Here is a 24,024-nt window from a genome sequence, read left to right as displayed (position 1 = left end):
TTACTTAATTTCGATGGTGGCGCCAGCGCCTTCGAGTGCTTTTTTGATAGATTCGGCTTCTTCTTTGGATACGCCTTCCTTAACGTTTTTCGGAGCGCCGTCAACCAGTTCTTTTGCTTCTTTCAGGCCGAGGGAAGTTAAGCCGCGGATCTCTTTAATCACCTGAATTTTATTTGCACCGGCGCCGGTCAGCACCACGGTGAATTCAGTTTGCTCAGCGGCAGCTTCGCCGCCGGCTGCCGCGCCGCCGGCGGCTGCGACTGCAACCGGAGCTGCTGCGGAAACACCGAGACGGTTTTCGAGAGCTTTCACCAGTTTGGAAAGTTCCAGCACGGAAATGCCTTCAATCCAATCAACGAACTCAGCCATTTTACCTTCGAGCTGTACTTCTTCTTTTACTGCTTTTTCTGACATGTTCTATTCCTCCATAACAACAATGTTGACACCCTACTAAATTTATCGCGACGTTCCTCAGGCCGCCTGTTCTCTCTTCTCGCAAACCGCATTCAGCACATACAGCAGACTGCAGATTTTTTGATTCATTACACCAACCGTCTGAGTCATCGGAGCGGCCAGCGTTGCAACCAGTTTCGCCTGAAGCTCTTTTTTGCCGGGCAGTTTCGCCAATTCATTGACGTCATCCGCAGAAAGCACATTGCCTTCCAGAATTCCGCCCTTCGCCGCCGGCGTCTCTTTACCGCTGGAAAAATTCCTCAGAATTTTCGCCACTTCAACCACATCACCGGTCCCAAAAATCACTGCCGTCGGACCGGTCAAGCTTTTCAGTTCATTGCCCATTTCTCCGCCGATGCGGCGCAGCATGGTGTTTTTAACAACTTTAACGCGGGCATCGGCACTGCGCAGCTGCTTCTTAAACGCATCCGTTTCCGGCATGGTCATGCCGCTGTAATCTGCCAGCAGCATATAAAGCGCGCCGGAAACCTGCTCCTGCACTTCCCTGTACATTGCCTGTTTTTCAGGTCTCAAATTTTTATTTTCGCTCATGATGACCCTTCGTCCTTAAATTAAGCGGCAGCCGCCTCTTTTACATCCACATGCAAACCCGGCCCCATGGTGCTGGAAACCGTAACCCGCTTAATATAAATCCCTTTTGCCGATGCCGGTTTGGCTGCGATAATCGCGTCGTATACCGCACGGAAATTTTCCGCCAGCGCCGCTGTTTCAAATGAGCGCTTACCGAACGGAACAATAATATTTCCGTTGCGGTCCATCCGGAACTCAACGCGGCCGGCTTTAAACTGCTGAACCGCAGTGGCGGTATCATCTGTCACTGTACCGGTTTTCGGATTCGGCATCAAACCGCGCGGACCGAGCACTTTGCCGAGTTTGCGGACTTCTTTCATCGCATCCGGCGTAGAGATCACAATATCAAAATCCATCCAGCCGCCGGTGACCTTTTCAAGCAGATCTTCAAATCCGGCCTCAACTGCGCCGGCCCGACGCGCCGCCTCCGCCGCTTCGCCGCTGGCGAATACGATCACACGAACATCTTTACCGGTTCCGTGCGGCAGCGCCACTGTCGAACGGATCGCCTGATCTGATTTGGTCGGATCCACCCCCATACGGAGTGCGATTTCCATCGTTTCATCAAACTGGGCGGTCGGATTGTCTTTTAAAAACTGAATTGCTTCTTCGACACCGTACGTTTTCTCAGCGTCAACCTTCGCTTTGACTGCGGTATATTTTTTCCCGTGCTTTGCCATGACTACTCAACCTCAATTCCCATACTGCGTGCCGACCCTTCGATAATGCGGCGGGCGGCATCCATATCGTTCGCATTCAAATCAGCCTGTTTGGTTTTTGCGATCTCTTCAACCTGAGCGCGCGTCACTTTACCGGTTTTATCGCGGTTCGGCACGCCGGAGCCTTTGGCAACGCCGGCGGCTTTTTTAAGCAGCGCGGATGCCGGCGGGCTCTTGGTGATAAAGCTGAAGGAGCGATCCTGATAGACTGTAATCACGACCGGAATAATCATACCGGCCTCTTTCTGCGTAGCGGCATTAAACGCCTTGCAGAACTCCATAATATTTACGCCCTTCTGACCCAGCGCAGGACCCACCGGCGGCGCTGGATTCGCCTGCCCGGCCGGAATCTGCAGTTTGATTTGACCCATTTCTTTCTTTGCCATAGAAAACTCCGTCGGCTTTACGCTTTATCCGCCTGCCAGTATTCAAGTTCAACCGGTGCCGATCGCCCGAAAATCGCGACGGACACCTTCAATTTACCGCGGGCCGGATCAACTTCTTCAATTACTCCGTTAAAATTCATAAACGGCCCATCCGTAATTTTGATGGTTTCCCCCGGTTCAAAATGAATCTTCGGCGTGACCGTTTCTTTCTTTTCTTCTACCTGATTGACAATCTTATCTACTTCATCCTTGCGCAACGGAACCGGCTTTTCTCCGCCGACAAATCCGATCACGCCCGGCGTGTTCTGAATAAAATACCAGACATCTTCAACCAGTTTTTTATTATCATCGTGCAGTGCCAGATTCACCAGCACATAGCCCGGAAAAAATTTACGCGATACGGTTGTTTTTTTACCCTGCTTCACTTCCGAAACTTTTTCGGTCGGAACCAGAATTTCGCCGATATAATCGCTCATCTCCTCCTGACGCACGCGGCTGACAATGCTGTTCTGCACTTTAAATTCCTGCCCGGAGAGCGTATGTAAAACGTACCATTGTTTTTCCATATACGTCAGTCTCTCCATCAGCGCAGTATTAACCGCAGAACACCCATCAGAACCGTATCGCTCAGTCCGACAAAAACACCAAGAATGATAACCGAGATCACAACGACAATGGTTGAGCCGACCAACTCCTGCCGTGACGGCCAGCTGCATTTTTTCAACTCAGCCTTCACTTCATCCAGGAAGGTTGTCAGCTTATTAAAAAGTCCACCTATCTTATTCATTTTTCTGATCCCGAAAAAACTGGCAGGCCAGAAGGGAGTCGAACCCCTAACCCCCGGTTTTGGAGACCGGTGCTCTGCCAATTGAGCTACTGGCCTGCATCGATCTTCAACTCTTTTTTATTTGGTTTCCCTGTGAATTGTGTGAATGCGTTCGTGCGGGCAGAATTTTTTCTTCTCAAGGCGGCCCGGCGTAAGTTTTTTATTTTTTGTCGTAGTATAATTACGGCGCTTACATTCCGTGCATGCCAATGTAATGATATCGCGCATCTTCTTGCCCTCTTGACGTTATCCGCAGAAAGCACGCCTGTTTCCAGACATACTCCCCGCAGAATTCACCTTGCTTATTTCACAACTTCGGTTACGCGTCCCGCACCAACCGTACGTCCGCCTTCACGGATCGCGAAGCGCATGTGCTGCTCCATCGCGATCGGCGTGATCAGCGTAACATCCATTGTTACGTTATCACCCGGCATCACCATCTCAACGCCTTCCGGCAGAGTAATGTCACCGGTCACATCCGTCGTACGGAAATAGAACTGCGGACGGTATCCTTTGAAGAACGGAGTATGACGTCCGCCCTCTTCTTTATTCAAAATGTACACTTCAGCTTTGAACTGCGTGTGCGGTGTAATTGAACCCGGCTTGGCGAGAACCTGACCGCGCTCGACCTCTTCTTTCTTCGTACCGCGCAGCAGGCAGCCTACGTTGTCACCGGCCTGTCCTTCATCCAGGATCTTGCGGAACATTTCAACACCGGTACAGGTCGTCTTAGCCGTCGGTTTCAGGCCGACGATTTCAACTTCATCACCCGTGTGAATCACACCGCGCTCAACACGTCCGGTAACCACCGTACCGCGGCCTTCAATGGAGAACACGTCTTCGATCGGCAGCAGGAATGCCTGATCAGTTACACGGACCGGTTCCTGGATGTAGTTATCAAGGGCATCGAGCAGTTCCTGGATGCAAACAGCACCCGTACCGGACGGATCATTGATCGCGCCAAGAGCAGAACCGCGGATAACCGGAGAATCATCACCCGGAAAATCATACTTAGAAAGCAGTTCGCGGATTTCGAGCTCAACGAGATCGAGCAGTTCAGCATCGTCCACGAGGTCACATTTATTCATAAACACTACGATTGCCGGCACACCAACCTGACGGGCAAGCAGAATGTGCTCACGGGTCTGCGGCATCGGACCGTCAGCGGCGGAAACCACCAGAATCGCACCGTCCATCTGAGCAGCGCCGGTAATCATGTTTTTAACGTAGTCTGCGTGACCGGGACAGTCAACGTGAGCATAATGCCGTTTATCAGATTCGTACTCAACGTGCGATGTAGCAATCGTCAGAATTTTGGTGGGATCGCGGCGGCCCTGAGATTCAGAAGCCTTCGCTACTTCATCATACGCGATATACTGTGCCAGGCCTTTCGCGCCCTGAACGCAGGTAATCGCAGCCGTCAGCGTTGTTTTACCGTGGTCAACGTGGCCGATTGTACCAACGTTTACGTGCGGCTTTGTCCGTTCGAATTTATCCTTAGCCATGACTATTCCTCCTGATATCTCTTTCTTCTTTTCCTATATACAAACTCAACTTTTTGTGGAGCCCACGAGCGGAATCGAACCGCTGACCTCATCCTTACCAAGGATGTGCTCTACCATCTGAGCTACGTGGGCAGTTCATCCCCCCGTGCTCGCGCTCCATTCCAGAATACAAAAAAGTATAAAAAGTCCTGCCTCTTATTACTTACTTCGTATAAACACCTAAGAAACAGTACTTTTTCTACTCTCTTTTTTTATCCTGCAATACCTCTGCGCAAACACCAAAAACAGTCTTGGTTTATCACACAAAGGGGAGCGACTTTATATTAATTCATTCCGCTGTCAACTGTTTCGTCAAAAAAAAATTATAAGAAATGACAGGGGGGTAGATTGTAAAAGCAAGTGAAAACGATTTAAATTCACGGCGGCAGCGCCAGATGCAGCCCCGCAATCTTTAACGCTCCGCCCCGGTCCTTACTGCCAGAAAATTTCTTCCCTTCATCCCATCCCGCCTGTCGCCGGTCTTCGCCGACGGATTGTTTTATATATCCAGATCACCGGCCCACACGGTGAGGTTTCCGCCGGTACTGTCACGCAACAAAAGCTCACCGGCACTTCCAAAGCCGGCGAGAATTCCGGTGCGTTTGCTATCGCCATCACGAACGGTGACCGTGCTGCCGAGTGCAGGACAGCCGGCTTCCCATTCAGCGCGAAGGCCGGCAAAGCCCTGCGCTTTCCATAAAGTAAGCTGGGGCGCAAGATGTGCAAGCAAACGGTCGAGAAGTTCTTCAAGATTTTGCCGTTCGCCGGTTTCGTGGAAAATGGACGTCGCGGGCTGGTCGATGCCGGCAGGATCCCGCATGTTGACGTTCAGGCCAATGCCAATAATGAGTCCGGCGGAAATCCGTTCCGAAAGAATTCCACAGATTTTTTTTCCATTCACCAGCACGTCATTCGGCCATTTTAGAATCGCCGGAATCTTTTCTTCGGCCAGCAACCGCCGGATGGCGATGGCAGCGGCCATTGTGGATGACGGCAGCTTTTGCGGATCAATCCTGTCGCTGATAAAAACGGAAAAGGTAAGATTTTCATTTGCGCCGGAAATCCACTGCCGCGCCTGTCGTCCCCGTCCCTGCGTCTGTTCGCGGGCGGCAATTATGGTGCCGTTGCCGGGCACACCGTTAATTTCAACAGATTCTTTTAAAAACGTGTTTGTTGACGGCAGGCGATCAAACCATTGTATCTTAAACTTCATCATGTGCAGTAAACGATGCGCAACCTCTGACCGCAAAAAATTTGTCACTGATTATTTCTTTTGAAAAATTAAAACACCCTGCAGAACACCAACGGCTTTTTCGAGCTGGATGTCGATTTGTTCGGCAATAACCTTTCCATCTTCAACATCACTCTCCAGCTGCATCTGCCGGAGCCGGATGTTGTAGAGAACTTCGGGGTTCATTTCGACGGTGATGTCCGGCTCAATTCCGTTTTCGTGAATCACACGCTCACTCGGCGTATAATATTTGGCTGTCGTCAGCTTTACCGCTGCACCGTCGTCGAGCGGCAAAATAGTTTGCACCGATCCTTTGCCAAATGTTCTTTCCCCGACCAGAATCGCGCGCTGATGATCCTGCAGTGCGCCGGCAACAATTTCCGAAGCACTTGCGCTGCCGCCGTTCACAAGAATCGCCAGCGGTATCTCTGTATAATGTGTACTGCCGGCAGAAAGATAACGCTGCGGCGGTTTATCATTTTCCGCACCGCGCGTAAAAACGATCAGCTCACCGCGCGGCAGAAACAGTTCAGTCACGCCGGCAGCAGACGAAAGCAATCCGCCGGGATTTCCGCGCAAGTCCAGAACCAGCGCACGCATCCCCTCTTGCTGCAGTGCCTTGAGCGCTTCTTTCAGTTTCCCTGCCGACGGTTCGTTAAATTGTGTAATGCGAATGTAAGCAATGTTGTTATCAATCATTTTTGCATCCTTGACGCTCTCCACTTTGATATCTTCGCGCGTGATAATGTATTCTTTAATATCGCGCCCGAACGACCGTGAAATTTTCAGCGCCACATCCGTTCCCGGTTCGCCGCGCATTTTTTTTACCGCATCTGCAAGGCTCAAGCGGTGTGTCTCCGTGCCGTCGATTTCAACAATCACATCGCCGGACAGAATACCGGCGCGAAATGCCGGCGTGTCTTCCATCGGCGAAACTACCGTGAGCATGCCCTCTTTTTTACCAATCACCAGCCCGACGCCGCCGAAATGCCCGGATGTATCATTTTTCAAATCACGGTAACTTTCTTCGTCGAGAAACTGGCTGTATGGATCAAGGTTCTGCAGCATTCCGGCGAGCGCGTGGCGGATCAGTTGATCATATCCCGCCTCTTCCGGCTCCACATAGCCGCGATGCACCTGTTCCAGCACTTTAGTAAACAGAGTGATCGCGTCATAAGCATTCGTGTACGACCCCTTGTCCGGCGCCGCGATAGCAACCCCGGCACACGCGATCAGAATAAAAATCCATCGTTGCATGATAACGAATCTCCGGCGATAAAAGTTTTTATAATTCGTCCACAATGGAATCGTCGACTTCAAAGCCGCCGTAAACGTTTTGAACATCATCCAGTTCTTCAAGCGCATCGATCAATTTCATCAGCTTTTGTGCCTGTTCTTTGTCTGTCACATTCAGCGGCAGTACCGGAATCATCGTAATTTCAGATAACTCCGTTGCAATGCCGGCGTCGGCCAGCGCATTGGCCACCGCGGCGTAATCGGCGAACAAAGTAATCACTTCAAATTGATCGCCGGCGTGTGTCATATCCTCTGCACCCGCTTCCAGCACCAGTTCCATCAACCGGTCTTCATCTTGACCGGCGGCATGAATAAGAATCTGCCCCTTGCGCTGGAAACTGCGGCTTACGGCACCCTGCTGCGCCATATTCGCGCCGTTTTTCGTAAATACATTTCTGATTTCAGAAGCCGCGCGGTTTTTATTATCCGTCAGCGCTTCCACAATAATCCCAACGCCACCCGGAGCGTAGGCTTCATACATCAATTCTTCAAGCTGCCCACCGGCCAGTTCGCCGGTGCCTTTTTTAATCGCACGGTCAATATTATCATTCGGCATATTCACCGCTTTGGCTTTTCCAATCAGCATCCGCAATGTCGGATTCGCACCTGGATCGCCGCCGCCGAGGCGCGCGGATATTGTCATTTCCTTCGCAATCTTGCTGAACATCTTGCCGCGTACAGCATCCGCCCTGCCTTTCTTGTGTTTAATATTTGCCCACTTACTATGCCCTGCCATAGCATCTCCTGTTTTAAAAGTTTCCCGTCATAATCGCGGAGCAGTATTATTAGCTCAAACCCGGCAAAATAGTCAAAGGTCTATTTACCACCGCTCTTGAAAAATCTGTTTGCTTTAACCGGAATCACCAAGACTTACCAGGATGTGCCCTCCTTGAAAGAAAAATCACACCGATTCCGTCTAAAATTTTTTCTTATACCGTTTTGTGTTTTTGTGCTGAACAAAATCTGTTTATAATTAGTATTTTTTAATAGCAATTTTTTGGATTTAAAAATCGGGAGGGAGAATGAAGAGCACTTTAAGGCATGTAACCCGTGTGTTGTGTCTGATATGGATTATTTTTTCTGAACCGGCGTACGCTGCGTTCAGTATTAATATTAACGGTTTGGAAGGATCGGGTTTCGGAGGGTATCAATCTATGCTTGATGATGCGGCGGCGTATTGGCAAAGCATCATTACCGGTTATCAATGGAATATTCAACTCAGTCAAAGTATGATCGATTCCGGTCTTTATGTGACGGATGCAAACGGATGCCTCGCCGGCGTGAATATTACCGCGGGATTTGCAGCTCTGGGTACCGGCGTTCTCGGACAGGCCGGTCCGAGACAGGTTGTGCTGGTCGATTCATTGGGGGTGATGTTTTCCGGGACAGGGGTGATGATGTTCAGTACGGCATATTATTCCAGCAATGATGTTGATTTCAACTTGTACCCGGTAATTTTACACGAGATGGCACACATACTGGGTTTCGGGACTCTGTGGAGTTATTTTTACGGTGGAATTACCTATAATGATGTGCTGGATGCAAACGGAAATTATATTGGCGCAAATGCACTGAATACTTACCGCATAGAATTTAACCAGCCCGGTGCTGCGTATATCCCGGTGGAAACGAACGGCGGCAAAGGGACCGCCGGCAGCCACTGGCTCGAAGTTGAATACGGTGCGGCAGATACCGGAATTGTCAGCATTTACGGCGAAGACATGCGGTATGAACTGATGACCGGCTGGGCAAATGATCCGATGTTTACCAGTATGACGACAATCGCATCGTTCGCAGATATGGGCTATACTGTAGTTCCTGAACCGGTTGCAATATTGATGGTTGCGGCGGTGGGAATTCTGTTCGGTCTCTACCGCCGGTTTTTTAATAAATTTTAAAAACCGCCAATCAAAGGATTTTGTTTCATACAACATTTATGGCGAACCGGCTTAATACCAAATAGCCGATGCGAAATTTATTCTTCCCTGCCTGAGATTCAATCCGGCTGTAATCCTCTCTAATCGACACTGATTTATGAATCAGTAGAAAATAAAAACGCCGGCAAAAATAAAAAACAAGTTATCTGAATAAAAAAATAGGGACTGGCATAAGTGATTGACAGAAAAAGTGTCGTCATTTATGCGTAAACCATTGAAAATAAAGAACTCTAAGCTGACAGAACGGCAGATAAAAATGGGGCTCGTTTTTTTCGTTGCCGGAACCAGTGCTGAAACGGCTGCGGAACTGATTGGGATTCACCGGAATTCTGCGGCCCGGTTCTATGATTACCTGCACCGAATCCTTGCAAAATATATGGCCGGTAAGTCTCCGTTTCTTGAGGACGAAATCGAAGTCGATAAAAGTTATTTCGGTGGAGTGCGTAAAGGTAAACGAGGACGGGTGCAGCCGGAAAAATTCCAGTATTCGGTTTATGAAAAAGAAATGGACGGATTTATGCGCAGGTGATTCCTGATGCGAAAACAGAAACGCTGATGCTAATCATACGCAATAAAATCAGGCCGGACAGCATCATTTATACGGATACATTCAATAGCTATAACGCACTGGATGTTTTAGAATTTAAACATTGCCGCATGAATCACAGCCGGCAGTTTGCTTCTCAGATGAACCATATTAACGGAATCGAAAATTTCTGGAACCAGGCGAAACGGCAGTTGAAAAACTATAACGGAATTCCGCGCAAAAAATTTCTGCTGTTTTTGAAAGAGTGTGAGTTTCGTTTCAATTACGGCAGCACAAAAACTCAGTTGCGGACGTTGAAGAAATGGATCTAATTTGAACAGAAAATCAGATGGTTTTTACCCAATCATCTATGCCAGCCCCTAATTTTTTCTTGAGATAAGGCTTTTGCTTTTTATCAGCATAGCTTTTCTCCTCCCCGCCAATCAAGTGAGGCTCTCAAGGTGGTATGCCGTGCCGTGCTTCTCGGGAATGCGATACGGGACTTAAGCATATCCCACGCAGTCTGACACATGATCTCGACCGGCTGAACTACGGTGGATATGGGCTGATCGAGATATTGAGTGTCCTGAATGCCGTCAATGCCTAGAAGGACTGTGTCGGAGGGGATTGAATAACCGAGTTTTCGTAATGCCCTATAAGCACCCATGAGAACTTCATCTTTCCGGCAGAAAATCGCATCGGGGCATCCATATCGTGAAATGTGTTCGCACAACGTTTTTTCCGCACCAATCCGTTGCGTGTCGGCGGGAAACCCGATCAATTCTTCATTCAATCCCCGTCGGCGAATGAATTCGCGGTACATTTTTTCACGTTCATCCATTTTACCCAGCCCCGGGTACTGTCCTGAAAGCATGGCGATCCGTGTTCGACCTTCATCCACCCACTGTTCAAGGGCTTCGCGCGCCGGTGAGAGTACATCCACATAAACAGAATCTACTAGTGGATGATCTTTGAGAGGAAACCAGCCCATATTTACCACCGGGAGATCCCAGTGTGGATGATTTTTTAGAAAATGATGCAGATAATGTGATCCATCCAGAGCAATCAGTCCATCTACGGACCAGCGGTTGAAAAGATCGAGTTCAAAATCTTCCGGAGAATTTTTTTTCCGGGCGGGGCTGCTCAACATGGCATATCCATCTTCACGCAACAGCTGTTCAACGGTTTGCATTACCCATGCATGATACGACTGCCCGAGGGTTAGTTGCCAGAGACCGATCAGTTTTGTTTTCCCAGTCGATAGAGCCGAGAGTATATGATTCGGTTTCCAGCCCATTTGGTCTGCAATCTTTCGTATGCGGATCTGGGTTTTTTCAGGAATGGCATAAGCCGCTCCCTTTCCGTTGAGAACGTAGGAAACAGTGGCATGGGAAACTCCCGCCTTCAATCCGATTTTCCGGGTTGTAACTCGCTTTTTCATCTTGTGCACTTTATCTGCAGTTTTTTTAGTCAAGTTAACATGCTGGCGATTCCAGTCAATCGGATAGAAAAATCCGTTTTGTCACGCCGTGAGAAAAAATATTTTTTACATGTTGACAAAGTCGAAAAAATCTATAGCTTACCATGTAAAGCTGGATTGTTTTTTAATCGCACAGAGAATAGCAGAAGGCTTAACGGGAACAAGTTGAGCAGAGGAAGAGACAAGAAATGGAGAAAGAGACCGTCTGGCAGGAACAGTAAAAAGGAGATAAAAATGACAAGGATAATAAATATAATTAATAAATTGGCGATATTCGGATTACTTCTTTCATATTATTCAGTTCACGGGGCAACATATGAATGGCAGGGAGGATCCTATCATTCAATAACCTACACCAATGTTTTTTCAAGTACGGATTATTGGAACCCTTCTGGGATTCCTGGAGCAAGTGATAACCTGCGCTTCAGGGGTTCAGTTGCCGGTGGGTTGAATAATAAAACATTAGGAATACAGCTTGAAAAAAGTGTTACGGTTAACATTTTTTATATGGAATATGGCGATGTAAATTTAGTTTTTGATTTGAATGGCTATGATTTTTTTACAACAGGACAGCTTGCTTTACAAAATAACGTTGGGTCGCAAGTTAACGGATCCCGTCTTAAAATTGTAAATGGAAACGACGGCGCATCTGCTTGGAATATGCAGGCATTCAATATTGGCGCTGTGTCGGGCTCTATAATGACCGTAGAGATCGCCGGCTCAAATCTTACAGTTGCGGCTCGAAACACATCAGTAGGAAGAAATGATGGAAACAGTAAAGGAATATTACATATATCTGATGGTGCTATTCTTAATCTGGGAACGACTTCTGATTTAAGTGTAAACGGCATGGGGAGTATGTTGATTCTGGATGATGCAACAATCAATGCACGCAGCTTATCCTTAGGGAGTGGAACAACATTAGGCTTTGTGTTAACTGATACACAACCGGATCCTTTGGTAACCATAAGTTCAAGCGTTCTTGTGGATGCTTCTTCGATGTTAAATTTTGAATTAGATCCGAACAGCACGTTTCAAGAAAATGATTTTATTTCTCTGATCAATTATGACGGGGGAGTTTGGACAGGAGAATTTTCCGGATACAATGATGGCCACATGTTTTCCTTGGACGGTTATGAATTCAGGGTTGATTATGCGGGAGGAACAGATGGGAAAACCTTTGGCTTAACAGTGATTCCTGAACCATCCGCTGTATCATTGTTCTTAATTTCCGGAATTTCCGGCGTAATACTGTTTTTTATCAGAAATCAAACGAAATGAGTATAAAGACAGTAATAATTGGCGGAGGAAGTGTTAACTGGACGCCGAAATTAGCTCAGGACCTTTTTTTACGTGAAGGACTAACGGGAAGTGAACTTGTTCTGGTAGATACAGACCCTGATGCGTTAGCATTAATGGTGCGTTATTGCAGTAAGTTAGCAGAACTTTTTGAGACCGGATGGAGGGTAAAATCAGGTGCTTTGGCTGAGGCCCTTGACGGGGCAGATACAGTTTGTTTATCCATCTCTACCGGCGGACTCGAAGCGATGCAACTGGATTACGAAATCCCGGAGTCTTTTGGAATTTATCATACAGTGGGTGATACAACCGGTCCGGGCGGCATTGCCCGTACGTTACGAAATGTTCCGGTTTTTCTCGAAATTGCACGGGAGATGGAAAAACGATGTCCGAACGCGTGGATGGTGCATGTCACGAATCCTCTTAATCAGCTCACAAGGGCGGTAACCGCATACACATCAATTAAAACAGTCGGACTTTGTCATAACTATGCATCGACGATGGCTTTTTTAGCAACATTTTTCGATGTATCTGTTGAAGATATTCAAGCGACTTGTGTCGGACTTAATCACGCAACCTGGCTTACAGGCATTTCAGTTAAAGGACAGGCTATTAATCCTGAGAAGATGACCGTTGAAGCCTATCTGGAGTTTGAGGCCCTGAATAAAAACCGGTTTATTGCCAGCAATACGACTGACGATGATATTGAAGAGATGATCGGATCCAAGATTGTCAGTCGCCTGCTTTCATTTAACCTGTACGAACTTTTTGGAGCATTTCCTGTGGGCGGCGTATCTCACGTTGCTGAAAATTTCCCGTTTTTTCTAAATGAACCGGAAGTTATGCGGCACTATGCAATTCATCGAAAAGGGGTTATTCCTCAACGTATTGGATTCCGTGAATATAATTTGAAGAAGGTGATAGATCGTCTGGAAGGCCATTCGCCGTGGCCGGAGAGGAGCCTTTCTGCTGAAGAATATTCCGCAGTAGTCGAATCATTGCATACCGGTAAGATTTCCAGGGTAATGGCTACACTGCCAAATACCGGACAGGTAAGTAATCTCCCGGCAGGTGTTTCAGTTGAAACATGGGCAATGGTTGATTCTTTGGGCGTTCATCCCTTGCAGAGCGGAGAGATTCCTGCCGCTCTTCTAGGGATAATGATGTCTATTGTAATGGAAATAGAACTCTCTGTTGAAGCGGCAGTTTCTGGAAGTTTTAATAAAGTGAAACAGGCTTTATTTACCTCTCCGATGCTTTATCGCAAAAACTGCGTGGACAGCTTGGCTGCTAGGTTAATCGACGCACACCGGGCATATCTTCCTCAATTTAATTAACAAGAACTCTCATGAATCTTCGAGGGAAAACAGCGGTTATCGGGTATGGAGAAACAGAGTTTGTCAAATCTAAGGATAACGGGACCCGGTCAAATTATACTGAACAATGTCTTGCCGCTAAACTGGCAATAGAGGATGCCGGTATTTCTAAAGATGAAATCGATGGGTTGATTGCGATATCACCAATAGATCAATCAGCGTCCTGGTCGCAAGATATGGCGGAATATCTCCAGTTGCGTCTAAGTTTTCTAGACAGTATGTATTTTGGTGGAGGTTCCGGAAATACCGGCCTGCTTTATGCAGCGGCGGCAATTACAACCGGGTTGTGTCAGACAGTGTTGCTGGTTGGCGGATCAGTGTTTGACCCTTCTACCGCCGGCAATTTCGGTAGAGAGAACGAAGTGCCCTTTGAGCGCGATTTTGATACTCCTTATGGCCCCATGCTGGATAATTCTGCCTACGCGTTGATAAAGCAACGCTATAAATATGAATTCAGCGCCCGCGACGAGGCTTTTGCCCAAATTACGGTTAATGCCCGCTATCACTCATCACGCTTTGAGAATGCACTCTTAAAGACGCCGCTTACTGTTGAGGAGGTGCTTGGCTCTCGGATGATTTGTGATCCCCTGCGGATGTTTGAGATTGTGATGCCTTGTACCGGGGCCGGCGCATTAATTCTGACATCATCAGAGCGGGCGAAGGACGCGAAACAGCGTCCGGTGTATCTGCTGGGCGGCGGACAGAGTTTCGACCGCGGCATGTGGACGCCAGCCTACGGGCGCGAGCCGTCCTTGACCACGTCACCGATTAAAATTGCGGCTGAACGGGCGTTTGCCATGTCTGGTGTGACAATCCAGGAGATGGATTTCGCGCAATTGTATGATTGCTATACCGTTACAGTGCTTATTGCTCTGGAAGATATTGGTTTATGCAATAAGGGCGAGGGGGCTGAATATGTTGAAAGCACAGATTTGACATATCACGGGGTTTTTCCTGTCAATACAGACGGTGGGCAGTTAGGACGCGGACAGCCTTATGGTGCCTGCCACTTTATGCCCACAATTGAAGCGGCACGTCAATTAATGGGACGTGCCGGCGATCTGCAGATAAAAAACGCTCAGTTTGGGTTGTCTAATGGCAATGGCGGTTCTATGGCCAATGAGTGCACGCTGATTTTTGGCAATGAGATTCCCTGACCAATTAAAGGTTATAATAATGAATACCGAGACCATTAACCGAAAACCTCTTCCGGAAATTTTACCTGAAACCGGCGAATTCCGGGCGGCAGCCAAACGTCACGAATTGGTGATTCAAACCTGCAGGGCATGTGGTGCAAAAATTTATTTTCCGCGACTGCTTTGTCCGCATTGTATGGCGGAAGATTTTTACTGGATCAAGGCAAAGGGGCTGGGTGTAGTATATAGCTACACGATTGTCCATAAAGCATTGCATGAAGGTTTCGAGGACGAAGTTCCTTATGTTTACGGAATTGTTGAGCTTGAGGAAGGCGTACGCATGATTGCGAATATCGTCAATGTCGCTCTGGAAGATATTTTCATTGGAATGGCGGTTGAAGTGATATTTGAAGATAGAACCCGGGAAATAAGTGTCCCGCAGTTTCAACCAATTCGGGCTCATAGGAACCCATAAAAAGGAGATGGGGCATGGAGGATGTGAATTTACATTATCTGCTGAATCCGCGGTCGTTGGCGATTGTCGGAATATCCCGAAATCCTGACAGTTTCGGGTATCCTTTTGTTGAGATTGCGCAAAAGTGTGGATATACCGGTAATTTATATTTAATAAACCCGAATGCAGAAACTATTTTGGGATTAAAATGTTATCCCAGTATTTTGGATGTGCCCGGTGAAGTGGATGCCGCCATGATCATGGTTTCCAAAAAATACGCAGATCAGGCGGTTGACGATTGCATTAGCAAAGGGGTGAAGGGAATTGTTATGATTACCGCCGGCTTTGCTGAACAAGGCGCTGATGGTCGAAAACGCCAGGATGAACTTGTCAGGAAGGCGAATGTTCACGGCATCCGAATGATCGGCCCGAACACACTTGGATACTATAGCGCTTCAGTCAGTCTTGATGCTATTATGTCCGGTTTTATTAAGGCAGGTCACACTGCCTTGATTTCGCAGAGTGGTAACTTAACACAATCGCTAACTTTCCCAGGGTCTCAGCGTGGACTGGGGTTCCGGTATGTGGTTGGTTTGGGAAATCAGGCGGATGTCCAGGCTTATGATCTGATCCGATATTTTCGAAACGATCCGGACACGAGGGCGATTGCTATTCATATCGAGGGATTGAAGGATGGACGACGCTTTATGGAAGAGGTGAGAGAAACCGTTCGCGTTAAGCCGGTTCTCGTTGTAAAAAGCGGTCGCACGGAAAAGGGTGCTAAAGTTGCATCCAGTCACACGGCGGCCATTGCCGGTAATGATTCTATCTATCAGGCTGCCCTTCGGCAATGCGGAGCTATTATGATGGAAACCTTCTCTGGGTTGACGTCCGCTCTGCTGGCATTCAATCAACGAAAGCCTATGAAAGGGAATCGGGTCTGCATTATTTCAGAAGGCGGAGGAGATTGTGCCTGGACAAGTGATGCCTGTATTTGCAACGGACTTGAGGTTCCTGAGCTGTCGATTGGCACTCAAGAATATCTAAAGCCAATTATTCCACCGAATGGATCGGTATCGAATCCAGTTGATCTGGCGGGCTGGGAAAATTTTGTCGAGGCCACAGGCGCCGCATTGGCAGATGATGGAATTGACGGCGTCATTCTGGTCGGCGGTTTTGGCGGGAATTTTCATATTAATCCTCGGGATTACAATAAAGAAAAGGAATGCGTCGAGCGTATGCTCGTATTATTGGCTGACGCAAAGAAACCGGTATTGATCTATTCCTATTCGGGATATAAGCAAAGTATCTTTGTTGATATGTTAAAAGAGCAAGGTATTCCTTTGTTTTTTGACCATCATGATGCTGTAAAGGCGATGGCGGCATTGGCAAGATTTCACAACATCCAGACCGCCACCATAAAGCGGAGTCGTTTCGAAAGCGCTCTGCCGCTTTTTGATCCGGATAGGGATGCTGTTGCACGACCATTGCTTGCGACGGAAGCGAAACAATTGCTTCGAAAATATAATATTTCTTTTCCTGCTGAGGGGCTTGCCCGTAACGACAAAGAGGCTGTAGAGCTGGCACACACAATTGGTTTTCCCGTAGCATTGAAAATTGTTTCCCAGGATATTCTGCATAAATCAGATGTCGGGTGTGTAAAGTTAAATCTAAATGACGAGGAGGCGGTGGAGCTGGCGTTTGCTGAGATTGAAGCCAATGCCAGACAGTGCAAATGTGATGCGAATATCTCAGGAATTCTGGTGAGTAAGATGGATACATATCCGGGAACCGAAGTGATCATCGGCGGTGTTAACGACCAGATTTTCGGACCAGTCGTTATGTTCGGGCTCGGTGGTATTTTCGTTGAGATATTGAAGGATGTTGCTTTCAGAGTATGTCCGCTGAGTGAGGCTGACGCGGAAGAGATGATTCGGGAGATTAAAGGATTTCCGGTGCTGGCCGGGGCGCGGGGCGGGGTTGCAGTTGACCTTGGAGCGATTAAACACGCGTTACTGAGTGTTTCGCAGCTGTTGATTGAGAATCGGCAAATCCAGGAAATCGACCTCAATCCAATAAAGGTGCATGCCAAAGGACTAAACGCTTTGGATGCGCGTATGATCGTTTCAGGAGCAGCACAATGAAAACCACAGGTTTGTTTGGTCGTAAATTCATGAATCTTGAGTTTCGGGAAACCGAGGTCCCCTCTCCTGGATTCAATGATGTTATTGTAAAAATCCATGCTTGCGGGGTCTGTGGAACAGACCTTAATTTTCTTAAGCAATGGGATGGAGATCCCATGCCTTTAGGGCATGAAATCGCCGGCGAAGTGGTCGAAACAGGAAAAGATGTCAATACCGTTAAACCTGGTGATACTGTAGTTGTTGAAGACTGCACTCTCTGCGGCGTGTGCCCACAATGTAAAAACGGTCGTCCTGATTTGTGTCGCAATTTATTGGGGCTTGACGGACAGTCCGGTATGGGTCAGTACCTGCGTGTCCGCCATAACAATCTGGTCAAATATGACGGGATGGATTACACGACGGCCTGTCTGACCGAGCCTTTGACCGTGTGTCTGAATGCGGTGTTAGCATCTGAAATACCCTTGGGAGGTAGTGTGGCGGTTCTGGGTTGCGGACCACTGGGGTTAATGACTGCCGGGGTCGCCCGACTGCAAGGTGCGAGTTTCGTGGTGATGACCGAGTTTGATACCACCACCCCCATCGGTCGTGCCCGCGCTGCAGCAGCGAGTAAAATGGATGTGGATATGGTCATCAATACGCAACAGGAAGATGTTGAACAGGTGATCCGTCGCCGTTTTCCAAATGGCGTAGATCGCGTTATTGTCAGTGCTCCGCCTCAAAGTATCCATGATGCGTTAAAAATAATTTGCTACGGAGGTCTGATCACATTCTATGGCCTTCATTTTGGAGGCGGAAACAAGATCGAAATAGATATCAACCGGATGATTTTCAATAAAATCAGTCTCCGTCCGGTTTTCGGTGAACCGGCTCTCAATTTCAACCGGTCGCTTGATCTGCTGAAAGCCGGGCTGATTCCAACGGACGCCCTTATTACACATACCTTTGCTCCCGGAGATGCGCAACATATCCTTCAGGCAATGGTGAACAGCACGGAACCGGTCATCAAAGCGGTCGTATTGCCTCAGGATTGATGGGAAATTAACATGCGTATAGATAGTCATACTCATATTGGATTTGATCCCCTGTATTATTTACAGGGGTGGTCGCCTTATTGTGCAGATTTGACACGCCTGTTTCTTGATGCAGAAGGCGCAGAGATTGACCGGTTTATTGTTTTTCCATTCATCACGTATATGGATTTAGATATGGAAAAATTACGAAGGGATCAGGTGGCATTATCCAACGATCCCGATGCCGTACCCTATCGCTTTGAAAATAAACGCTTAGTCACTGATATTCAGCGTGCACCCTTAGAGTGGCGGGAAAAAATCTGGCCTTTTTTGATTGGCGATCCATCCCGTAAGCCGGCAGAGCAGGTAGCTGAGTGGCGCAAGTTATCGTCGGGCTGCCGGGTATACGGAATTAAATTTCAGACGCACACCATCCAATCTCCTGTCTTGGATTTGCTTAATCAAGGAGGTTGTATGCTTGACTTCGCTGAGGAAAAAAATTTGCCCCTGTTAATTCATGCGAGCATTCATCCTAACGACCGCTGGTCGCAGTGTGCTGATATTTTACGAATTGTCGAAACACGTCCGGCTATCCGCTTTGTACTTGCCCATTCCTGCCGGTTTCATCGACCTACTCTTGAGCGGATGGCTGAACTGCCCAATGCCTGGTTCGACTGTGCAGCATTTATTGTTCATTGTGCCTGTGCCGAAAACAACCTGCCTGCTGTGGCTGCTCCCGAACAACGTTTTCCTTCGGATTATTCCTGTCCTGGTACCGTGTTAAATGATTTGGCGGAAGCGTTTCCTGAAAAACTGATTTGGGGGAGTGATGCCCCGTATTATTCAATTGAGTATGACCGGCTTCAACTACGGAGTTCCTACCGGTGCGAACGGGCCTGTTTGGATGCCGTATCGGTTGCGTTGCAAGAACGTATATGCTGTCGCAATACACTAGCCTGGTTGGGAGAGAACGGAAATAATTCTTAAAGAGAAATTTTTCTAATAATAATAAACACGTTTTTGGTGAACAACAAGGAGAACAAGTGAAATGAAAAAAGTTACTGTCTGTATTATTTTAAGTGGAATATTGGCAGGATTGAATCCTTTGCTGGCACAACATGTTTGGAATGGAAATGTCTATAATGACAGTACATATCAGAATGTGTTTACAGAGCAAAATTATTGGATGCAGCCGACAACGCCAGGAAAATCTGATGTCATTGGATTTTATGGAACGATTGCCGGAGGATTGAATAAAAAATGGTTGGAAATCACATTGACAGAAGATGTGACCATCGGTGGATTGGAAATGTCGCACGGTGACGTCATGCTAACTTTCGACTTAAAAGGTAATGCTCTCACAATAGCAAAAGAGGGGTTACGATTACAAACCGGAGTTTCTAAGCAAATTCGGGGATCGAGTCTAATTATTCGGAATACGAGCGAAAAAATTTCTTTAGTAAAAGCGAAAAATTTTAATATCGCAGCTAAAGCAAACTCTATTATGACTCTTGGTGTGTCTGGGAATGTTATGATGAAAATACACAGTGATCAGTCAGCAACTTCGACGATTGGAATAACTTCAGAAACGGCCAGAGGCAGATTGCTTATTTCCGACAGAGCACAGGTTGTGATCGAAAACAAATCATTAATAATATCGGGCTGCGACAGCAGCTTAAAAATAGATAACGCCACTTTCTACGCCAGAGAGCTTGTGTGTAAGCCGGAAACGATTTTGAGTTTTGTATTAAAAGATGTTCGTCCATCACCATTTATTATTTTGAAATCCAATCTTACCTTAACGGAAGAAAAAGGACGTTCTGCGGCAACGATGGAATTTATATTGGATCAAAACGCATCTTTTATCAAAGGCGATTTTGTGCCTCTGATCAGTTATAATCGCTATGAAAACGCTTTTGCCGGTTATCTTGCCGGAAGCGAATTTTCTTTGGGAAGGTATACCTTTAAAACTTCTTATACGGGGGGAGCCGAACGTAAAACCATTGGACTGACGGTGGTAGGAATAAAAAACGATTAGGATGACCAATTATGAGTATACAGGCGTCTATACACGAGGTTTTTCGAACAAAAATAAGTGGAGAATATGATGTGATTGTTGGCGGAGCCGGGCCTGCTGGCGTAGCTGCTGCGGTATCTGCTGCACGGGCCGGCGCTCGAGTGTTATTGATCGAAGCGAACGGCTGCCTTGGAGGAATTTGGACTGCAGGCTTACTCAGCTGGGTGATTGATGCAGACAAGCCTGGAATAATGAAAGAAATTCGGAACGACTTAGAGAAAATGGGTGCGCTTGGCGAAAAACGTCGTTCAGCGCGCAACTGGACATATGATCCGGAAATCATGAAACTTCTTTTAGAGAGAATGTGCGTCGCTTCCAGAGTCAATTTCCAACTGCATACAAGAATTGTTTCTGTAAATAAATGCACATCCCGCTTCTTAAACGCTGTAATAACTGAATCGCGATCAGGAAGAGAAGCATGGAGAGCGCAACATTTTATAGACTGTACGGGTGACGGGGATCTTGCTTTTCATGCAGGCTGTTCGTTTTCGACAGGTCACCCGGGAACAAATGATATCCAGCCGGCTAGTATGACAATGTTGGTTACCGGGGTTCAATTCGCAGAGATAGAACGTTTCGTCGGAGGAGGGATGCAGGAGCCAAAAGCTAGGCTTTCGCAATTGATCTGGGATCTTGGAATAGATATTTCAAATAAATCGCCGGTACTTTTCCCGATTTATGATGATTTATTCGCTTTTATTCCTAATCATCAATATAATGTTTTTCCCGGTGATGCCGCGGCTTTAACTCAAGCAACTGTTGAAGCCCGGGAAGAATGCCATGCTATTGTAAAAGCTCTACAAAAACAGGGAGGAATCTGGGAAAAACTGCGCATTGTCGCTACAACTGAGCATCTTGGCATGCGCGAAGGACGTCGTATCCATGGGATATACACAGTAAACTTAAATGATATGATCTATGGGGTACATCATGCTGATGCTGTATGTCGTGTCACAATGAATATCGATGTACACAACACACAGAAAGACAGTTATTCTCTTTCCAAAAAAAACACGAGTTCAATTCTGCCTTATGATATTCCCTTGCGTGCTCTGATTGCGCGTGATGCGGACAACTTATGGCTCGCCGGACGCTGTATCAGTGGGGATTTTTTTTCGCACTCAAGCTATCGAGTTACTGGTAATGCTGTGGCTACAGGCGAAGCTGCCGGGCGTGCAGCGGCTTTAACCGTCCTTTCAGGAAAAATGACAAGTCATATTAACAATTACCAGACATGCAAAATTAATGAATAATATAAAAAAAATAAACATGGCCCTAAACACTTAGAAATAAAAAAACAGACAGTCATTAAAATCTTGCGTAGGCGAGATATAACTATGACGCCACAGGAAACAAAATAATAGGCACATTAAAAAAGGAGTATATAATATGTTTACTCGACAGATTATTAAAGGAACAAGTCATTATGCCCTTCTTCTTTGTATTATACTTATCCATGGAAGAAATGGATTAACAGAAATAGGGCAAAATGAATCGGCCAGTCTCGTCTTGAATGGTAATTCGGTTTCGATAATTGTGTTGCCGGATAACCCGCAATCTTTTGAGCAGTCTGCGGCAGAAGATTTTTCACGTTATGTTTATAAAGCCAGCGGAGCAGTGCTTGACATCATCGCTGAGTCTGAGGCTTTGAATGATGATAGATGTAAGGTATATATTGGAGATACTTGGAAAGCTGCAGAGAAAGGGATGTCATCTTCGGCATTTTCTGCAGAACAGTTTCGAATCTATGCTTCTGAAACAGAAGTGATTCTGAATGCAGCAAAGCCTAATAAAACTTCCAGCGAAGCTCCCATGTCGATTCCTTTATTTTGGGCAATTGGAGAAATTCTTGAAAAAGATTTAGGTGTCCGGTGGCTTTGGCCAGGCGATGTTGGGACATATATTCCGGAAAATACTAATGTTGTCATTACTGTTCGGGATTTTACCTGTCTTCCTCAACTGGAATTAAGATCGTTCAGAAATAGCAATATCCGGAAATTGGATAAAAATGCAAAAATACCGGGTAGAGATGGTCGCCCTCATGTTGATACGCCGCCTGAATTATATCAGAAATTAAGCGCTGAAATGGATGTATGGCTTCGCTATCACCGTATCGGTTCACGTTGTGATGTTACTTTTGGTCATGCATTTACTGATTGGTGGGATAGATATGGGGAAACTAATCCGGATCTGTTTGCATTGCCTCCATCAGGAGCATCGCAGCCCTTTCCTGCTCGAGACCGAGTTAAACTTCGGGTTGGTAATCCTGAAGTTGATGAGATGATTCTTAAAGAATGGTTGGATGCAGGATCCCCGCAGTGGTATAATATCTGCCCTAATGATGGGGGTGGTTTTTGTATTGCACCTGAATCTATGGCAATGGATGTGCCTGCCGGGCAGGATATTCAGGAGATATGGAATGGTTCTTCTTATCTAACCGCCCGCTACATTAAGTTCTGGAACCGCCTGATTGAGAAATTTCGCATTCATCGACCGGATGTGGAACTTTGTACTTATGCTTATTCCCGTTATGCTGACCCGCCGCCGGATGGGGTTTTTTTAGAGAAGGGAATTCTGGTCGGGATGGTTCCAACTTTCGATGAAGAGTTTTATGAGCAATGGGATGGTTTTTTCCGTGCAGGCGCTGCACGAATGGTTCTGCGTCCGAATTGGTTGAATCATGGATCAACCGCACCATATCTTCCGTTGGAAGAGATAGGATCTGCTATTAAACATGCTACCGAGACCGGAATGAGTGGGGCTATAATGTCGGGATTTCACGGCGCTTGGGGGATGACAGGGCTAAAAGCATATTTGGTTGTTCGCTTACTGGCACATCCTGAACTGGAAATTGATGATGTCTTAGAAGAATACTGCATTGCATTTGGTCCGGCAGCTTCATACGTAAAAGCATATATTGATTATTGGATGAATTTTGCTTTAGAGGCTGCTTATCCTTTCCCGCGCGGGGGAGAATGGAGAAGAGAACGGGGAGGTCTTTATGAAAAAATTGTCAAAGAGTATGATCTCGGTTTTAATATTACAAATCGCGGGCAGTGGCATGTCATGCCTTATCTCTATACGGATGACGTTCTAGCACCAGCATTTAATTTATTAGATCAGGCCGCTCTGGCTGTTGAAGGTGAGTCGGATGTTTTGGTTGCTCGTGTAAAATTTCTTCGTGATGGCTTGGATGAGTTTGTGCTTACACGTAACGCAGTTGCCGCGGGTTTGCGGGCTCGTAAAAGTAAGGATCCCGTAATTTTGCTTCAGCACGAACAGGCTTATTTAGCGTTACGGGAATTTCGTGCAGTTTTAACTCCGACACATGCTGTATGGGGGGATTCCCTGTTTGGGGAGGAAGGAATTCGAGGGGCGCTGACTTTCCCTGCTTCGGTTGCAGGAGGTGGTGTGCTTGGTGATGGTAAACAGGACGATTAAACATCTTGATAAAGTATCGCGGATATTCTTTTTGTTGACGATTAGATTTTTCTACTGCGAAATAGATTATTAACTTTACTATATTTTTTATAATAGGA

General features: G+C 46.8%; 23 protein-coding genes, 2 tRNA genes and 1 pseudogene. 12 read left to right on the top strand and 14 right to left on the bottom strand.

All coding sequences use genetic code 11. The features are described from left to right. The 13 genes from rplL to WC959_06365 all read right to left on the bottom strand — a co-directional run bounded on the left by rplL (position 1) and on the right by WC959_06365 (position 7,782). Positions 1 to 369 carry a 50S ribosomal protein L7/L12 gene (gene rplL, locus WC959_06425; protein MFA5688762.1) on the bottom strand — a complete coding sequence of 123 codons (369 nt, stop codon included), beginning with the start codon at positions 367 to 369 and terminating at the stop codon, positions 1 to 3. A 102-nt stretch (positions 370 to 471) separates the two neighbouring features. Further along, positions 472 to 1,005: a 50S ribosomal protein L10 gene (rplJ, locus tag WC959_06420; GenBank protein MFA5688761.1), complete on the bottom strand. Its 534-nt coding sequence runs from the start codon at positions 1,003 to 1,005 to the stop codon at positions 472 to 474. A 20-nt stretch (positions 1,006 to 1,025) separates the two neighbouring features. Beyond that, positions 1,026 to 1,724 carry a 50S ribosomal protein L1 gene (rplA, locus tag WC959_06415; GenBank protein MFA5688760.1) on the bottom strand — a complete coding sequence of 233 codons (699 nt, stop codon included), beginning with the start codon at positions 1,722 to 1,724 and terminating at the stop codon, positions 1,026 to 1,028. Positions 1,725 to 1,726: 2 nt separating this feature from the next. After that, positions 1,727 to 2,149 carry a 50S ribosomal protein L11 gene (gene rplK / locus WC959_06410; protein ID MFA5688759.1) on the bottom strand — a complete coding sequence of 141 codons (423 nt, stop codon included), beginning with the start codon at positions 2,147 to 2,149 and terminating at the stop codon, positions 1,727 to 1,729. Between the two features lie 17 nt (positions 2,150 to 2,166). Next, positions 2,167 to 2,715 (bottom strand): transcription termination/antitermination protein NusG, encoded by a 549-nt coding sequence (gene nusG / locus WC959_06405; protein ID MFA5688758.1) that lies wholly within the window; start codon positions 2,713 to 2,715, stop codon positions 2,167 to 2,169. 17 nt (positions 2,716 to 2,732) lie between these two features. Continuing rightward, positions 2,733 to 2,936, bottom strand: a complete 204-nt coding sequence (secE, locus tag WC959_06400) for a preprotein translocase subunit SecE (protein ID MFA5688757.1) — start codon at positions 2,934 to 2,936, stop codon at positions 2,733 to 2,735. A 20-nt stretch (positions 2,937 to 2,956) separates the two neighbouring features. Continuing rightward, positions 2,957 to 3,032: transfer RNA gene (locus tag WC959_06395), tRNA-Trp, on the bottom strand. A 21-nt stretch (positions 3,033 to 3,053) separates the two neighbouring features. Then, positions 3,054 to 3,203, bottom strand: coding sequence for a 50S ribosomal protein L33 (gene rpmG / locus WC959_06390; GenBank protein MFA5688756.1), 150 nt, complete (start codon positions 3,201 to 3,203; stop codon positions 3,054 to 3,056). Between the two features lie 74 nt (positions 3,204 to 3,277). After that, entirely contained in the window at positions 3,278 to 4,480 is a 1,203-nt protein-coding gene (gene tuf, locus WC959_06385; GenBank protein MFA5688755.1) for an elongation factor Tu, read from the bottom strand. Between the two features lie 56 nt (positions 4,481 to 4,536). Continuing rightward, a tRNA-Thr gene (locus tag WC959_06380) sits at positions 4,537 to 4,612 on the bottom strand. Positions 4,613 to 5,018: 406 nt separating this feature from the next. After that, on the bottom strand, positions 5,019 to 5,735 hold the full coding sequence (locus WC959_06375) for a biotin--[acetyl-CoA-carboxylase] ligase (protein MFA5688754.1): 717 nt from the start codon (positions 5,733 to 5,735) through the stop codon (positions 5,019 to 5,021). 48 nt (positions 5,736 to 5,783) lie between these two features. Further along, positions 5,784 to 7,007, bottom strand: a complete 1,224-nt coding sequence (locus tag WC959_06370) for a S41 family peptidase (protein MFA5688753.1) — start codon at positions 7,005 to 7,007, stop codon at positions 5,784 to 5,786. 28 nt (positions 7,008 to 7,035) lie between these two features. Continuing rightward, a complete protein-coding gene (locus tag WC959_06365) occupies positions 7,036 to 7,782 on the bottom strand; it encodes a YebC/PmpR family DNA-binding transcriptional regulator (GenBank protein ID MFA5688752.1) in 747 nt (248 codons plus the stop codon). 286 nt (positions 7,783 to 8,068) lie between these two features. Here WC959_06365 and WC959_06360 point away from each other — a divergent pair, with 286 nt between their 5' ends. Both WC959_06360 and WC959_06355 read left to right on the top strand, forming a co-directional pair. Then, complete coding sequence (locus tag WC959_06360) at positions 8,069 to 8,944, top strand: leishmanolysin-related zinc metalloendopeptidase (GenBank protein MFA5688751.1); 876 nt, start codon at positions 8,069 to 8,071, stop codon at positions 8,942 to 8,944. Positions 8,945 to 9,185: 241 nt separating this feature from the next. Continuing rightward, a pseudogene (locus tag WC959_06355) lies at positions 9,186 to 9,841 on the top strand (IS1595 family transposase). A gap of 83 nt (positions 9,842 to 9,924) precedes the next feature. Here WC959_06355 and WC959_06350 read toward each other — a convergent pair. Continuing rightward, complete coding sequence (locus WC959_06350; protein ID MFA5688750.1) at positions 9,925 to 10,950, bottom strand: LacI family DNA-binding transcriptional regulator; 1,026 nt, start codon at positions 10,948 to 10,950, stop codon at positions 9,925 to 9,927. Positions 10,951 to 11,223: 273 nt separating this feature from the next. Here WC959_06350 and WC959_06345 point away from each other — a divergent pair, with 273 nt between their 5' ends. The 10 genes from WC959_06345 (at position 11,224) to WC959_06300 (ending at position 23,926) form a co-directional block, all read left to right on the top strand. Then, positions 11,224 to 12,270, top strand: a complete 1,047-nt coding sequence (locus WC959_06345; GenBank protein MFA5688749.1) for a hypothetical protein — start codon at positions 11,224 to 11,226, stop codon at positions 12,268 to 12,270. Next, a complete protein-coding gene (locus tag WC959_06340; GenBank protein ID MFA5688748.1) occupies positions 12,267 to 13,625 on the top strand; it encodes a hypothetical protein in 1,359 nt (452 codons plus the stop codon). Before WC959_06345 ends, WC959_06340 begins: the two co-directional genes overlap by 4 nt. Positions 13,626 to 13,636: 11 nt before the next feature. Beyond that, positions 13,637 to 14,821: a thiolase family protein gene (locus WC959_06335; protein ID MFA5688747.1), complete on the top strand. Its 1,185-nt coding sequence runs from the start codon at positions 13,637 to 13,639 to the stop codon at positions 14,819 to 14,821. Between the two features lie 19 nt (positions 14,822 to 14,840). Next, entirely contained in the window at positions 14,841 to 15,275 is a 435-nt protein-coding gene (locus WC959_06330; protein MFA5688746.1) for a Zn-ribbon domain-containing OB-fold protein, read from the top strand. Positions 15,276 to 15,289: 14 nt separating this feature from the next. Beyond that, complete coding sequence (locus tag WC959_06325; protein MFA5688745.1) at positions 15,290 to 17,398, top strand: acetate--CoA ligase family protein; 2,109 nt, start codon at positions 15,290 to 15,292, stop codon at positions 17,396 to 17,398. Further along, entirely contained in the window at positions 17,395 to 18,429 is a 1,035-nt protein-coding gene (locus WC959_06320; GenBank protein MFA5688744.1) for an alcohol dehydrogenase catalytic domain-containing protein, read from the top strand. Before WC959_06325 ends, WC959_06320 begins: the two co-directional genes overlap by 4 nt. Before the next feature lie 12 nt (positions 18,430 to 18,441). Further along, a complete protein-coding gene (locus WC959_06315; protein MFA5688743.1) occupies positions 18,442 to 19,395 on the top strand; it encodes an amidohydrolase family protein in 954 nt (317 codons plus the stop codon). A gap of 61 nt (positions 19,396 to 19,456) precedes the next feature. Continuing rightward, on the top strand, positions 19,457 to 20,446 hold the full coding sequence (locus WC959_06310) for a hypothetical protein (GenBank protein ID MFA5688742.1): 990 nt from the start codon (positions 19,457 to 19,459) through the stop codon (positions 20,444 to 20,446). Between the two features lie 11 nt (positions 20,447 to 20,457). Beyond that, complete coding sequence (locus WC959_06305; GenBank protein MFA5688741.1) at positions 20,458 to 21,738, top strand: FAD-dependent oxidoreductase; 1,281 nt, start codon at positions 20,458 to 20,460, stop codon at positions 21,736 to 21,738. A 136-nt stretch (positions 21,739 to 21,874) separates the two neighbouring features. Then, positions 21,875 to 23,926 (top strand): DUF4838 domain-containing protein, encoded by a 2,052-nt coding sequence (locus tag WC959_06300; GenBank protein ID MFA5688740.1) that lies wholly within the window; start codon positions 21,875 to 21,877, stop codon positions 23,924 to 23,926. Positions 23,927 to 24,024 lie beyond the last annotated feature (98 nt).

This window comes from Kiritimatiellales bacterium, assembly GCA_041656295.1.
Lineage (GTDB): Bacteria > Verrucomicrobiota > Kiritimatiellia > Kiritimatiellales > Tichowtungiaceae > Tichowtungia.
The sequence above is the reverse complement of the archived record's forward strand: the minus strand, read 5'-3'. Positions and strand labels throughout refer to the sequence as shown.